The following is a 12,648-nucleotide window of genomic DNA, read 5'->3' as shown; positions in this document are numbered from 1 at the left end:
TGTCCTGTCTACGCCGTGTGCGGCGCGCTCCCGCGGTACCACCCTCCTTGGCCCCCGCGCGTAGTGTGCGGCGGTGAGCCCTCTCATTGGGCCGCGAAGCCGGTTCTACTCGCCCTGCTGGGCTTTCTTCCGGCGGCTCCGGGGTGATCTTCACGTCGCGCTGGCCCCCGGGCTCACACCGTCCCCGGGTCGCTCTGGGCTGCGTACGCCGCTACTCGTCCCCATCCACGCTTTTCGCTCCACCCAGTGTACGGCGCCGCGCGGACAGCGGTGGACCGGTTTTCGGGGCCCCGGCGGCGGGGTGGAGCATAGAGGGGTATGACCCGAATGGTGCGGTATGCGCGTTCGGATCCCAGGACGTCCGGCTCGGCGGATTACCGGGCGGGGAGCTGGGCACAACGCATGCATGCTCGCCGCGCGCGATGCGCGAGGCGGGGGAATCGGGCGGTGTGCCCCGTTGCCGCGGGACTCAAGTCGATTTATCGTCCCAGCACGATTCGCGTGCAAGATCACAATATGTGAAGGGGCCGCGGCCATGGTGGCGAAGAAGAGCGCACAGGGAGGCTCGGCGGCCGGGGCGGGCGGCGCGGCGACACGGGTGAAGAAGGCTGCCGCGAAGAAGACGGCGAGCGGGAGCAAGAAGTCGGCGAGCGGGGGGAAGAAGCAGGCGACCGGGCAGAAGGCGGTGGCCGAGGAGGCGCCGGTCAAGAAGGTGCCGGTCAAGGAGGCGGTCGCTGAGAAGGCCGCGGCGAAGAGAGCGCCGGCCAAGAAGGAGGTCGTGAAGGAGACGGCGAAGAAGGTGTCGGCCAAGAAGACGTCGGCCAGGAAGGTGCCGGTCAAGGAGGCGGTCGCTGAGAAGGTCGCGGCGAAGAGAGTGCCGGCCAAGAAGGAGGCCGTGAAGGAGACGGCGAAGAAGACGCCGGCCAAGAAGCCGGTGGCCAAGAAGACGCCGGCCAGGAAGGCGGTCGCTGAGGCGGGGAGCGGCGAGGAGGCGGTCGCCGAGAAGGCGGGCGGCGAGAAGGCTCCGGTCAAGAAGGCGGTCGCCGGGAAGACATCGGGCAAGAAGACGGGCCTCGAGAAGGCGTCGGGCAAGGAAAGGGCCGCGCGGGAGGGCGCGGGGAAGGCGGGGTCCGGCGGGGAGGCGGGCGTGGGTGGGAGCAAGGCGGCTGCCGGGAGACCGGCCGCCGGGAAGAGCACGGCCAAGAAGGTGGGCGCGGCTGAGGCCGCGGAGCAGACGGGAGCCACGAACGTGGTTGCGAAGAAGACTCCTGGCACGGCCACGGCGGCGAAGACCGCCGTTCCCAAGGCACGGGTAGCCGCGGCGGAGCCCGGCGATCTCGCGGTGCGCCCCGGTGAGGACCCCTGGACCCCGGAAGAGGTCGCGGAGGCCCGCGCGGGGCTGCAGTCGGAGCAGGAGCGGCTGGAGACCGAGATCGCCGAGTCCGAGCGGTCCCTCGCGGGCCTGATGCGGGACTCCGGGGACGGCGCCGGAGACGACCAGGCGGACACCGGCACCAAGAACATCACGCGCGAGCACGAGCTGGCGCTCACCGCCAACGCGCGCGAGATGCTGACCCAGACCGAGCACGCCCTGGAGCGCCTGGACGCCGGCACGTACGGCCTGTGCGAGAACTGCGGCAATCCCATCGGAAAGGCCCGCATGCAGGCGTTCCCCCGGGCCACCCTGTGCGTGGAGTGCAAGCAGAAGCAGGAACGGCGGTACTGACCGGGGCGGGGCGCAGGCGTGCCGTACCCTCGTGCTCAGTCAGGTACCTAGGTTGAGGGACTCACGTGGCAGAGGCGGAGCGCATCATCGGTACGCCGGACACCCCGGACACGGCGCGGGCGCGGCAGGACCGGCCCGAGGATAACGCGTCGCCGGGCGAGCGGTCCGGCTCCGAGGGGGCCGCGGCCCCGGCCGGCGGGTCCGGCCCCGGGCCGGCGGCGGACTCCGCCGGCGCCGACCCCGCGCGGGCGGCGGCAGGCGCCGAGCGGCCCCGGGGCAAGCGCCGGATCGCCGTGCTGTTCGCGGTCGCCGCGGTCGCGTACGCCCTCGACCTGATCAGCAAGATGATCGTGGTCGCCAAGCTGGAGCACCACGAGCCGGTCGAGGTCGTCGGGGACTGGCTGAAGTTCGAGGCCATCCGCAACGCGGGCGCGGCCTTCGGCTTCGGCGAGGCCTTCACCGTGATCTTCACGGTGATCGCGGCGGTCGTGATCGTGGTGATCGCCCGCCTGGCGCGCAAGCTATACAGCACGCCGTGGGCGATCGCGCTGGGGCTGCTGCTCGGCGGCGCGCTCGGCAACCTCACCGACCGGATCTTCCGTTCGCCGGGCGTCTTCGAGGGCGCGGTGGTCGACTTCATCGCGCCCAAGCACTTCGCCGTGTTCAACCTGGCCGACTCGGCGATCGTGTGCGGCGGCATCCTGATCGTGCTGCTGTCGTTCCGGGGTCTCGACCCGGACGGCACCGTCCACAAGGACTGAACACCCCGTTTGTCCACAGGCCCGGTCGGGACCGCCGGGCGGGTCCGGCATACTCGACGGGTGAGCACGATTCCCGAGATCCGTACCCTGCCCGTGCCCGACGGCCTGGAGGGCGAGCGCGTCGACGCCGCCATCTCCCGCATGTTCGGCTTCTCCCGGACCAAGGCGGCCGAGCTCGCCGCCGCGGGGAAGGTCACGGTCGACGGATCGGTGGTCGGCAAGTCGGAGCGCGTGCACGGCGGCGCCTGGCTGGAGGTCGAGATGCCGCAGGCGCCCGCGCCGGTGCAGGTGGTCGCCGAGCCGGTCGAGGGCATGGAGATCGTGCACGACGACGAGGACGTGGTCGTGATCGTCAAGCCGGTCGGCGTCGCCGCGCACCCCTCGCCGGGCTGGACCGGGCCGACCGTCATCGGCGGTCTCGCTGCCGCCGGGTACCGCATCTCGACGTCCGGTGCCGCCGAGCGCCAGGGCATCGTGCACCGCCTCGACGTGGGCACGTCCGGTCTGATGGTGGTCGCCAAGTCGGAGCGGGCGTACACGTCGCTGAAGCGCCAGTTCAAGGAGCGCACGGTCGACAAGCGGTACCACACGCTCGTGCAGGGCCACCCCGACCCGACGAGCGGCACGATCGACGCGCCCATCGGCCGCCATCCGCACCACGACTACAAGTGGGCGGTCACGGCCGAGGGCAAGCCGTCCGTCACGCACTACGACATGGTCGAGGCCTTCCGCGCGGCCTCCCTGCTCGACGTGAAGCTGGAAACCGGCCGCACCCACCAGATCCGCGTCCACATGGCGGCCCACCGCCACCCCTGCGTCGGCGACCTCACCTACGGCGCCGACCCCACGCTCGCCAAGCGGCTCGGCCTGACCCGCCAGTGGCTGCACGCCGTCCGGCTCGGCTTCGAGCACCCCGGCGACGGCGAGTGGGTGGAGTACGCCAGTGACTACCCCGAGGACCTGCGCAACGCCCTGGACCAGGTCCGCGAGGAGACCTACGCATGAGCCTGCCGCCGTACGCGGTGCGTGTCGCCGAGGGCGCCGCCGACCGCGAGGCGTGCTTCGCGGTGCGCAAGGAGGTCTTCGTCGGCGAGCAGGGCGTGCCGGAGGACCTCGAGTTCGACGCCCACGACGCCGGAGCCGTGCACGTGCTGGCGGTCCGGGACGACGGCGTACCGCTCGGCACCGGACGGCTGCTGTACGGCGAGGCGGCCGCCGCGAAGAACGGCGGGGACCCCGAGGTGGGCTCCCTGGGGCGGCTCGCCGTGACGAAGGACGCGCGCGGGCTCGGCGTCGGGGCCGCGCTGGTGCGGGGCATCGAGGAAGCGGCACGCGCGCGTGGGCTGACGGCCGTCGACCTGCACGCGCAGACGCGGCCCTCGGCTTCTACGAGCGGCTCGGATACGAGGCGTACGGTCCGGAGTTCCCGGACGCCGGTATGGCGCACCGGGCGATGCGGCGCTCGCTCTAGACGCGCGTTCGCCGGCCGGTGGTGCCGAAGCGGCTGGTCACGGGGGCGGCGTGGCAGGGTGGAGAGCGGCCGTGTGACGTCGCGACCCCGGAGCGCTGACCGTGGATCAGTCGGCCCTGCTCCTCGTGCTGTGCTGGGGCCCTGGTGAGCGTCCCGGTCGGGGAACGGCTGGGGCTGCCGTCGCCGGTGCTGATGACCATCCTCGGGATCGGCCTCGCGCTGCCGGCTTCGTGCCGGACGTCGACATTCCGCCGGACCTGATCCTGCCGCTGGTGCTGCCGCCCCTGCTGTACGCGGCCGTGCGGCGGGTGCGGCGGATCCAAGGGGGAGATGCTGGGCGCCGCGCGGCACGAGGTGCTGGCGGCGCGCAGTGAGCCGGGGGCCGACCCGGAGATCGTGGACCGGGTGCTGCGGCACCTGGACGTGCGGAGCCTGCGGTGATCCCGTGCCCGCTCGCGGCGCCGTTCACCCGGCGGGTTCCCGGCACGGCCCGTACTGCCGGCTCACGGCGGCACCGAACACGGCACCGACCGCCGCGCCGAGGTCGGCGGGGCGGTCGGTGACACGGGTTGGATACGGGTGTGGACGTCCGCGGGCGCGGGCTCAGGTGTCGGCGTCAGTGACGTGGCGTGCCGTGCGCGCGGCGCGTGACCTTGCCGTCGGATGTCGCACGGTAGCCGTCCGACGCCGGGCGACGGCCCTCGGGCAGCACGCCGCGGCCGTCACGGGACGGCGGCAGCACCGCGTCCGCGGTGTTGACGCGGGGCAGGGCGTACGGGTGGTGGTCGGCCAGCCAGCGCAGCATCTCCTCGCGGACCGTGACCCGTACCGTCCAGATGTCGTCCGCGTCCTTCGCCGTCACCAGCGCCCGCACCTGCATGGTGTTGGGCGTGGTGTCCGTGACGGACAGGTTGTAGGCGCGGCCGTCCCAGGCCGGGCACGAGCGCAGGATGTCGCGGAGCTTGTCCCGCATCAGCTCCACCGGCGCCGAGTGGTCGAGGTGCCAGAAGACGATGCCGGTCATCTCCGCGCCGCCGCGCGACCAGTTCTCGAACGGCTTGGACGTGAAGTACGAGACGGGCATCGTGATCCGGCGCTCGTCCCAGGTGCGCACGGTCAGGAAGGTCAGGGTGATCTCCTCGACCGTGCCCCACTCGCCGTCCACCACGACCGTGTCGCCGATGCGCACCATGTCGCCGAAGGCGATCTGCAGCCCGGCGAACATGTTCGCCAGCGTCGACTGGGCGGCGACGCCGGCGACGATGCCGAGGATGCCGGCCGAGGCCAGCAGTGAGGCGCCCGCCGCGCGCATCGCGGGGAACGTCAGCAGCATCGCCGCGGCGGCGACCACCCCGACGATCGCCGACACCACCCGCATGATGAGCGTCACCTGGGTCCGCACCCTGCGGACCCGGGCGGCATTGTGGTGGTTGCGGGCGTAGCGCGAGTACGACGTCTCCACGATCGCGGCGGCGATGCGGATCACCAGCCAGGCCGCGGCGCCGATCAGGACCAGCGTCAGGACGCGGCCGACGGCGGTCTCGTGCCTCTCCAGCACCTGCGCCTCGTCGTAGGCGCCTCTCAGGAAGGCCGCGCACAGCACGAGCTGGTACGGGATGCGCCCGCGACGCAGCAGCCCCCACAACGGGGTCTCCGGATGCCGCTGGTCTGCCTTGCGCAACAGAAGGTCGGTGGCCCAGCCGATCACCACAGTGAGTACGACCGAACCGCCGACCACGATCAATGGGCGGAGCAGGTTCTCCATGCCTTCGAACCTAACCGGCCCCGGGGGGTCACGAACATGTGACTTCGGGAACGTCCGGGGCAGGGGCGCCCGCCGGGCGCGTCCGGCCGAGCCGCCGCGTTGTCACACCCGGCTGGCACCATGGCCTCATGGACATCGTGCTCTTTCACTCGACCTATGGCCTCAGGCCCGCCGTGCGCCGGGACGCGGACCGGCTGCGCGCGGCCGGACACGAGGTGTGGACGCCCGACCTCTTCGAGGGGCGCACGTTCGACACGGTCGAGGAGGGCATGGCCCACCAGGACGAGATCGGCAGGGACGAGTTGCTGAAGCGTGCCGTGCTGGCCGCCGCGCCCCGGGCGGACCGGGGCCTGGTCTACGCCGGGTTCTCGCTCGGCGCGTCCGTCGCGCAGACCCTGGCCCTCGGCGACGAGAAGGCGCGTGGGCTGCTGCTCCTGCACGGCACCTCGGACATCGCGGAGAACGCCTCGGCGGACGGGCTGCCGGTCCAGCTGCACGTGGCCGAGCCGGATCCGTTCGAGACGGACGACTGGCTGACCGCCTGGTATCTGCGGATGGGCCGGACCGGCGCCGACGTCGAGGTGTACAGGTACGCCGGGGCCGGTCACCTCTACACCGACCCCGACCTGCCCGACTACGACGAGGAGGCCGCCGAGGCCACCTGGCGGGTGGCGCTCGGCTTCCTCGACTCGCTCGGGCAGCGTCAGCCGGCTGCCCGGTAGGCGGCCCAGTTCTCCTTCATGCGCGTCACCTGGCCCGCGGTGAACTGGTACATGCACGCGTCGTACGTGTAGTCCATGAAGTTGTGGATCGGGTCGACGCCCGGCTTGCTGGCGCAGGTGTCGCGGCCCGTCGGGCACTGGTACGCGGCGCTCTTCTCAGCGGGGGTGTCCGAGACGTAGTCGCCGTTGCCGTTGCAGCCGCCCTGGAAGGTGTGGTACAGGCCCAGCCAGTGGCCGACCTCGTGGGTCGCGGTGTCGCCCTCGTCGTAGTTGGCGGCCGTGCCGCCCGGCAGCGAGGCGTCCAGCACGATGACGCCGTCCATCGTCGGGTTGGACCGGTAGGAGCTGGGGAAGGTGGCCCAGCCGAGCAGGCCGTCGCCGATGTTGGCGGTGTAGAAGTTGAGCGCGTTCGCCCCGCCCTTGCGCAGGGCGGACTTCATCGCCTTCTCCTCCGGCGAGCCGTGGCCGACGGTGTACCAGGCGGGGTTGTCGGTGTAGTCGGTGCCGGCCAGCGTGAACTGGAAGCCCGAGTCGGTGTTGCCGGTGCCCTGGCCGGCGTAGGCCGAGTTCAGGACGTTCATCTGGGCGGTGATGTCGGCGGAGCTGAGCTTGCCGGTCTCACCGTCGTGGATGACGTGGAAGTAGACCGGGATGGTCGTGGAGGCGGCGGCCGTCGTGCTGCGGCCGTTCGCGCGCAGCTTGTCGAGCTTGGCGCGCAGGTCGGCGTTCATCGCCTGGGCGCGGGCCTCGCTGATCTCGTTCGGCTCGGCGACGTGCTCGCCGTGGCCGGGGCGGGCCTCGCGGGCGGCGGCGTGCGCGTGGGCGTCCTCGGCGCACTCGGCGGCCGGGGTGCCGGCCGCGGCGACGCCGGTGGGGGCGGACAGGGGGGTGAACATCAGGGTTCCGGCCACGACGGCCGTGCCGAGAAGGCGTCTGCGCGTCAGGGACGATATCCGGGCAAGCGCACGCATGCGGGCTCCTAGCGGATGCGGTGGGGAGATGGGGCGCAGGGATCGTCCTGGCCGCCGCCCGGAGATTACGTGGACATGCCCATGCGGGTAGAGCAGTGATCAAGCCCAATCAAATACCCGGCAAACAGGGGCAATCGGGAAAGTGTCGTATGCAGAAACGTCACGCCGTCCGGAGTTTGAGATCCCGACGTAACAGGTTCGGTCACCAGGCGGGCGGTGTGTCCGGATTCGGCTCACGGCCCACACCACCCGCCGTGGCGATGTGATCTCTCTGCAATGACCCGCCGCCCCGTCGAGCTTGGCTGAAAATCGCCCTCTTGGAGCGAGCCGGTGCGGATTACACGGGGTGGTAGCTCCGCTCGACCTTCTGGGTGCCGCTGCGCGTGCGGTACGAGCGGGCCCAGGAGGAGGTCGCGTCCCGCCTCGTGCGGTCGGACAGGACGTAGTAGTCCATCTGCGCGCGCTCGGCCGTGAGGTCCAGGACGCCGTAGCCGTGCCGGTCGGTGTCGACCCAGTGGACATGCCGGTTCGCGGCGCGGATCAGCGGGGCCGCGACCGCCGAGACCGTGCCCTCGGGGGCCCTCATGATGTCGTCGAGGTTGTCGGAGGAGACCGAGGTGACCACGAACTCCGTGGCCGCGGAGGCCGACAGCGGATACGTGCCGGCGTTCACCGGCACGTCGTTGGCCCACGCCATGTGGATGTCGCCGGTCAGGAAGACGGTGTTGCGGATTGCGTGGGACCGCAGGTGGGACAGGATCTCGCGCCGGTCGTCCGTGTACCCGTCCCACTGGTCGGTGTTGACGGCCAGCCCCTCCCGCCCCAGCCCCAGCAGCTCGGCGAGCGGCTTCAGCAGTTCGGCGGAGAGCGAGCCGATGGCGAAGGGCGCGATCATCACGGAGTTGCCGACCAGCCGCCAGGTGGTGTCGGACGCCCGCAGGCCGGACTTGAGCCAGTCGAGCTGGGCGCGGCCGGTCAGGGTGCGCTCCGGGTCGTCCACGTCGCCGCTGCCGGCCGAGACCTGCCGTGAGCGGAACGAGCGCAGATCGAGCAGGGACAGGTCGGCGAGCTTGCCGAAGCGCAGCCGGCGGTAGGTGGTGCCCGCGATCGCCGGGCGCACCGGCATCCACTCGAAGTAGGCCTGGCGGGCGGCGGCCTGCCGCGCGGACCAGGCGCCCTCCGCGCCCTCGGTGTGGTTCTCGGCGCCGCCCGACCAGCTGTCGTTGGCGAACTCGTGGTCGTCCCAGATCGCGACGACCGGGGCCGCCGCGTGCAGCGCCTGGAGGTCCGGGTCGGTCTTGTACCGGGCGTGCCGGGCGCGGTAGTCGGCGAGCGTGAGGATCTCGTGCGCGGGCTCGTGCGGCCGTACGACGGTGCCGCGCGTGCCGTACTCGCCGGTCCCGTACTCGTAGATGTAGTCGCCGAGGTGCAGCCAGGCGTCCAGGTCGCCGCGGGCCGCGAGATGGCGGTACGCGGCGAAGTGGCCGGCCTCCCAGTTGGCGCAGGAGACCACGCCGAAGCGGAGGTTGGCGACGGGGGCGTCGGCGGCGGGCGCGGTGCGGGCGCGGCCGACGGGGGAGTCGGTGCCGCCGGCGGAGAAGCGGAACCAGTAGTCGGTGGCCGGCTCCAGGCCGCGCAGGTCGGCCTTGACGGTGTGGTCGGAGGCGGCGGTGGCGGTCAGGGAGCCCTTGGCGACGATGTCCGTCAGGGCCCGGTCCCTGGCGACGATCCAGCTCACCTCGGTGTCCGGGCCCGTCCCGGAGCCGGGTATCGCCTCGGGCGTGGGCGTCACGCGCGTCCACAGCAGGACGCCGTCGGGCAGCGGGTCGCCGGATGCCACGCCGTGCAGGAAGGCGGGGGCGCCGGTGGCGGCGCGGGCGGGGAGCGCGCCGGTGAGCGGCCCGGCCAGCACCGCCCCGGCGGCGACCGCCTTGACGACCGTACGGCGGCGCGGCGAAAGGGAGTCGGGCGCGGCCGTGCTGTTGGTTGATCTGTATCGACTGGTCACGGCCGATCAGATTACTGATCGGTAGGATCAAGGGCGGGCGAACCGGTAGAAGTTCGCCCGCCCTTCAGCGCGGGGTCGACGGCCGGTTGCCGGGGCCGGTGATCGGCGCCGGGCGGCCGAGGCCGGTGGGTCAGGCCTTCAGCGCCTTCTCGATCGCCGTGGTGAACTCCTCGGCCGTCATCGGCGCGTTCTTGCCGTCCGCGCCCGTCACCTTCTTGCCGTCCATGAGCAGGGTCGGCGTGCCCTGGAAGCCGTACTTCTCGCCGTCGGAGTCGAACTTCTCGCTCATGGTCAGCGCCCACTTGTCGTAGGTGCCGTCCTTGACGTCCTTCTGGAACGCCTTGTTGCCCTTCAGCGCCTCGACGCTGTTCGCCACCTCGATGAGGTAGTCGTCGTCCTTGAACTTGTCGTCGCTCTCCTCGGGGTGGAACTTCGCCGAGTAGAGCGCCGCCTTGTAGTCGAGGAACGCCTCGGGGCTGACGTCCAGGGCGGCGCCCAGCGCGCTGAGGGCGTTCCTCGAGCCCTCGCCGGGGACGTTGTTGTCGATGAACGTGGCGCCGACGAACTGCACCTTGTACTTGCCGTCCTCGAGGCCCTTGTGCACCGACTCGCCGACGGCCTGCTCGAAGGAGGCGCAGACCGGGCAGCGCGGGTCCTCGTACATCACCAGGGTCTTCTTGGCGCTGCTCTTGCCCACCACGACGGTCGTACCGTCCTCACCGGTCGTGTGGGCGGGCTTGACGAGCTTGTCGTCCTTCGCGGCGTCCCAGTACTCCGGCTTGCTCGCCTGGACCGCCGCGTAGCCGATGCCGCCGGCTATCGCCAGGACGCCGACGACGGAGCAGGCGACGATGATCTGCCGCTTGGCCTTCGCCCGCTTCGCGGCGCGTTCGCGCTCGGCGCGCAGCCGCTCCCGGGCCGCCATCTTCGCCGCCTGGCTGTTCCGCTTGCTCATGGGTTTTCTCCACGGGGACGCGCACACGTCGTGTGCGGGATACGTACGGGGGAACTACGGGTGCTCAGAGGTGGTGCCGACGTGGAGGCCCGGGGCCTCAGACGAGGGCGGCCGGGCACGGAGGTCCACGCCGTCCCAGGGAGCGCGCGAGGAGCAGACCGCGGGCGGGCGCCGTACGGCGCGCCGGGCGCGGGAAGGGGCGCGGTGCCGATCCGGCCCGCGCGGTGACGGCGGCCACGGCGATCAGCAGCGGCCGGAACGTGGCCGCGCCCACCGCCCGCAGCAGCTGGGCCAGGGCCCGCTCGCCGCGGCGCAGCCAGCCGGCCGCGAGCAGGCCCACGGCGATGTGCGCGGCGAGCAGCAGCCAGGCGGTGGCCGGCTCGGCGTGCACCACCAGGGTGGCGAGCCGGTCGGTGTCGGCGCCTGCGACCCGCGCGAGCGGCGAGCCGACCGGGGTGCCGTCGCCGCACAGCACGTCGAGGCCGACGGAGCGCAGGGGTCCGGCGACCGGGCCGCCCGCCCTGCCGTAGCAGACGTGCTGGCCGGTGGTCAGGACGGTGTCCGCGGCCAGCTCCAGCGGGACCAGCAGCGCGGCGATCCGGCCGAAGGAGCGCTCGCGGCCCGCGAGGGCGTACGTGACGGCGAAGACGGCGGCGGCGACCGCGGCCACCGTGTTCAGCGGCAGCGGGGCCCGCGACAGCAGCACGTGCGACGCGGTGCTGAGCGTCACGACGAGTGCCGTGAAGAGCGCCGCGCGCAGGGCTCTGATCGGGGTCCCGGACATGTCCATAGCGAAAGAAGAGTGTGTCACGTGCTCCGGTAAGGGGCTCCTAAAGGGAACCTGTGAGCCGGGGGGTCACAGACCCGGGATCCGGCCGTTGCGGAAAAGGTCCACGAAGATCTGGTGGTCGGCACGCGCGCGTGCGCCGTAGGCGTGCGCGAAGTCGGCGAGCAGCGGCGCGAAGCCGTCCTCGTCGGCCGCGATCGCCGCGTCGATGGCGCGCTCCGTGGAGAACGGCACCAGCGACTCGCCGGACTGGTCGTCCGCCGCCGCGTGCATCGCCGCCGTGGCCCGGCCGAGGTCGGCGACGACCTGGGCGATCTCCTCGGGGTCGTCGATGTCGCCCCAGTCCAGGTCGACCGCGTACGGCGAGACCTCGGCGACCAGCTGGCCCGCCCCGTCCAGCTCCGTCCAGCCGAGCCACGGGTCGGCGTGCGCCTGGAGGGCGCGCTGCGAGATCACCGTGCGGTGGCCCTCGTGCTGGAAGTAGCCGCGGATCGCCTGGTCGGTGACGTGCCGGGAGACGGCCGGGGTCTGGGCCTGCTTGAGGTAGATCACCACGTCGTTCTCCAGGGCGTCGCTGTTGCCCTCCAGGAGGATGTTGTACGACGGCAGGCCCGCCGAGCCTATGCCGATGCCGCGGCGCCCGACGACGTCCTTCACGCGGTAGGAGTCCGGGCGGGCCAGCGACGACGGCGGCAGTGTCTCCAGATAGCCTTCGAAGGCGGCGAGCACCTTGTAGCGCGTGGCGGCGTCCAGCTCGACGGCGCCGCCCCCGCCGGCGAACCGGCGCTCGAAGTCGCGGATCTCGGTCATGGAGTCCAGCAGCCCGAAGCGGGTCAGCGCGCGGGCGTCACGCAGCGCGTCCAGCAGCGGGCCCTGCGCGGTGTCCAGGGTGAACGGCGGCACCTCGTCGTTCTTGGCGCCGGTCGCCAGGGCGTGGATCCGCTCGCGGTACGCGCCCGCGTAGATGAGCACCAGCTCGGTGATCTGCTCGTCGCTGAGCGCCTTCGCGTACCCGATCAGGGCCACCGAGGCGGCGAAGCGCTTCAGGTCCCAGGTGAACGGGCCGACGTAGGCCTCGTCGAAGTCGTTGGCGTTGAAGATCAGGCGGCCCGTGGCGTCCATGTACGTGCCGAAGTTCTCCGCGTGCAGGTCGCCGTGGATCCACACGCGCGAGGTGCGCTCGTCCAGGTACGGTCCGCCGCGTCCGTCCGCCGCCAGGTCGTGGTAGAAGAGGCACGCCGTCCCGCGGTAGAAGGCGAACGCCGAGGCCGCCATCTTGCGGAACTTCACGTGGAAGGCGGCCGGGTCGGCGGCCAGCAGCTCGCCGAACGCGGTGTCGAACACGGCGAGGACCTCCTCGCCGCGGTGCTCGTCGCCGAGCTGCGGAACCGACATCGCTGGGTGCCTCCTGGTGCTGGTGGTGCCGGTGGTGCGTGACGGGTGGAGCGGATCTGTCATCCGGATCAACGTTCGAGGGTGCGG

10 protein-coding genes and 2 pseudogenes are annotated in these 12,648 nt (G+C 72.0%); 6 read left to right on the top strand and 6 right to left on the bottom strand.

What is annotated here, in order from left to right:
- Positions 1 to 535: 535 nt before the first annotated feature.
- The 5 genes and pseudogenes from AB0M97_RS04985 to AB0M97_RS04965 all read left to right on the top strand — a co-directional run.
- The gene (locus tag AB0M97_RS04985) at positions 536 to 1,726 is read left to right on the top strand and encodes a TraR/DksA C4-type zinc finger protein (protein WP_365959311.1); all 1,191 of its coding nucleotides are present in this window, start codon (positions 536 to 538) and stop codon (positions 1,724 to 1,726) included.
- A 65-nt stretch (positions 1,727 to 1,791) separates the two neighbouring features.
- Positions 1,792 to 2,487: a signal peptidase II gene (lspA, locus tag AB0M97_RS04980; RefSeq protein ID WP_365959310.1), complete on the top strand. Its 696-nt coding sequence runs from the start codon at positions 1,792 to 1,794 to the stop codon at positions 2,485 to 2,487.
- A 60-nt stretch (positions 2,488 to 2,547) separates the two neighbouring features.
- On the top strand, positions 2,548 to 3,492 hold the full coding sequence (locus tag AB0M97_RS04975; RefSeq protein WP_365959309.1) for an RluA family pseudouridine synthase: 945 nt from the start codon (positions 2,548 to 2,550) through the stop codon (positions 3,490 to 3,492).
- Positions 3,489 to 3,958: pseudogene (locus tag AB0M97_RS04970) on the top strand (GNAT family N-acetyltransferase). The gene AB0M97_RS04975 and the pseudogene AB0M97_RS04970 overlap by 4 nt, the downstream one beginning before the upstream one ends.
- A gap of 101 nt (positions 3,959 to 4,059) precedes the next feature.
- Positions 4,060 to 4,266 (top strand): annotated as a pseudogene (locus AB0M97_RS04965) (Na+/H+ antiporter); the annotation flags it as partial.
- A gap of 308 nt (positions 4,267 to 4,574) precedes the next feature.
- Here AB0M97_RS04965 and AB0M97_RS04960 read toward each other — a convergent pair.
- Entirely contained in the window at positions 4,575 to 5,723 is a 1,149-nt protein-coding gene (locus tag AB0M97_RS04960) for a mechanosensitive ion channel domain-containing protein (RefSeq protein WP_365959308.1), read from the bottom strand.
- Positions 5,724 to 5,851: 128 nt separating this feature from the next.
- Between AB0M97_RS04960 and AB0M97_RS04955 the strand changes: the two genes are divergently transcribed.
- Complete coding sequence (locus AB0M97_RS04955) at positions 5,852 to 6,445, top strand: dienelactone hydrolase family protein (RefSeq protein ID WP_365959307.1); 594 nt, start codon at positions 5,852 to 5,854, stop codon at positions 6,443 to 6,445.
- Here the strand turns inward: AB0M97_RS04955 and AB0M97_RS04950 are convergent.
- From AB0M97_RS04950 to AB0M97_RS04930, 5 genes are all read right to left on the bottom strand, one after another.
- The gene (locus AB0M97_RS04950; protein ID WP_365959306.1) at positions 6,427 to 7,416 is read right to left on the bottom strand and encodes a zinc metalloprotease; all 990 of its coding nucleotides are present in this window, start codon (positions 7,414 to 7,416) and stop codon (positions 6,427 to 6,429) included. The genes AB0M97_RS04955 and AB0M97_RS04950 overlap by 19 nt on opposite strands.
- A 337-nt stretch (positions 7,417 to 7,753) precedes the next feature.
- Positions 7,754 to 9,424: an alkaline phosphatase D family protein gene (locus AB0M97_RS04945; protein ID WP_365959305.1), complete on the bottom strand. Its 1,671-nt coding sequence runs from the start codon at positions 9,422 to 9,424 to the stop codon at positions 7,754 to 7,756.
- Between the two features lie 130 nt (positions 9,425 to 9,554).
- Positions 9,555 to 10,379, bottom strand: a complete 825-nt coding sequence (locus AB0M97_RS04940) for a thioredoxin domain-containing protein (RefSeq protein ID WP_365959304.1) — start codon at positions 10,377 to 10,379, stop codon at positions 9,555 to 9,557.
- Between the two features lie 97 nt (positions 10,380 to 10,476).
- Entirely contained in the window at positions 10,477 to 11,169 is a 693-nt protein-coding gene (locus AB0M97_RS04935; protein ID WP_365959303.1) for a hypothetical protein, read from the bottom strand.
- Between the two features lie 66 nt (positions 11,170 to 11,235).
- On the bottom strand, positions 11,236 to 12,561 hold the full coding sequence (locus AB0M97_RS04930; RefSeq protein ID WP_365959302.1) for a DUF2252 domain-containing protein: 1,326 nt from the start codon (positions 12,559 to 12,561) through the stop codon (positions 11,236 to 11,238).
- Between the last annotated feature and the right edge of the window lie 87 nt (positions 12,562 to 12,648).

The organism is Streptomyces sp. NPDC051207 (genome assembly GCF_040682395.1).
GTDB lineage: Bacteria > Actinomycetota > Actinomycetes > Streptomycetales > Streptomycetaceae > Streptomyces.
Note: the sequence above shows the minus strand (reverse complement) of the source record. Positions and strands in the feature narration are given on the sequence as shown.

What these genes read in the sequence shown, in the direction of transcription:
- AB0M97_RS04985 (WP_365959311.1), top strand. Translation starts at nt 536, where the DNA reads ATGGTGGCGAAGAAGAGCGCACAGGGAGGCTCGGCGGCCGGGGCGGGC.
- AB0M97_RS04960 (WP_365959308.1), bottom strand. Translation starts at nt 5,723, where the DNA reads ATGGAGAACCTGCTCCGCCCATTGATCGTGGTCGGCGGTTCGGTCGTA.
- AB0M97_RS04955 (WP_365959307.1), top strand. Translation starts at nt 5,852, where the DNA reads ATGGACATCGTGCTCTTTCACTCGACCTATGGCCTCAGGCCCGCCGTG.
- AB0M97_RS04950 (WP_365959306.1), bottom strand. Translation starts at nt 7,416, where the DNA reads ATGCGTGCGCTTGCCCGGATATCGTCCCTGACGCGCAGACGCCTTCTC.
- AB0M97_RS04940 (WP_365959304.1), bottom strand. Translation starts at nt 10,379, where the DNA reads ATGAGCAAGCGGAACAGCCAGGCGGCGAAGATGGCGGCCCGGGAGCGG.
- AB0M97_RS04935 (WP_365959303.1), bottom strand. Translation starts at nt 11,169, where the DNA reads ATGGACATGTCCGGGACCCCGATCAGAGCCCTGCGCGCGGCGCTCTTC.
- AB0M97_RS04930 (WP_365959302.1), bottom strand. Translation starts at nt 12,561, where the DNA reads ATGTCGGTTCCGCAGCTCGGCGACGAGCACCGCGGCGAGGAGGTCCTC.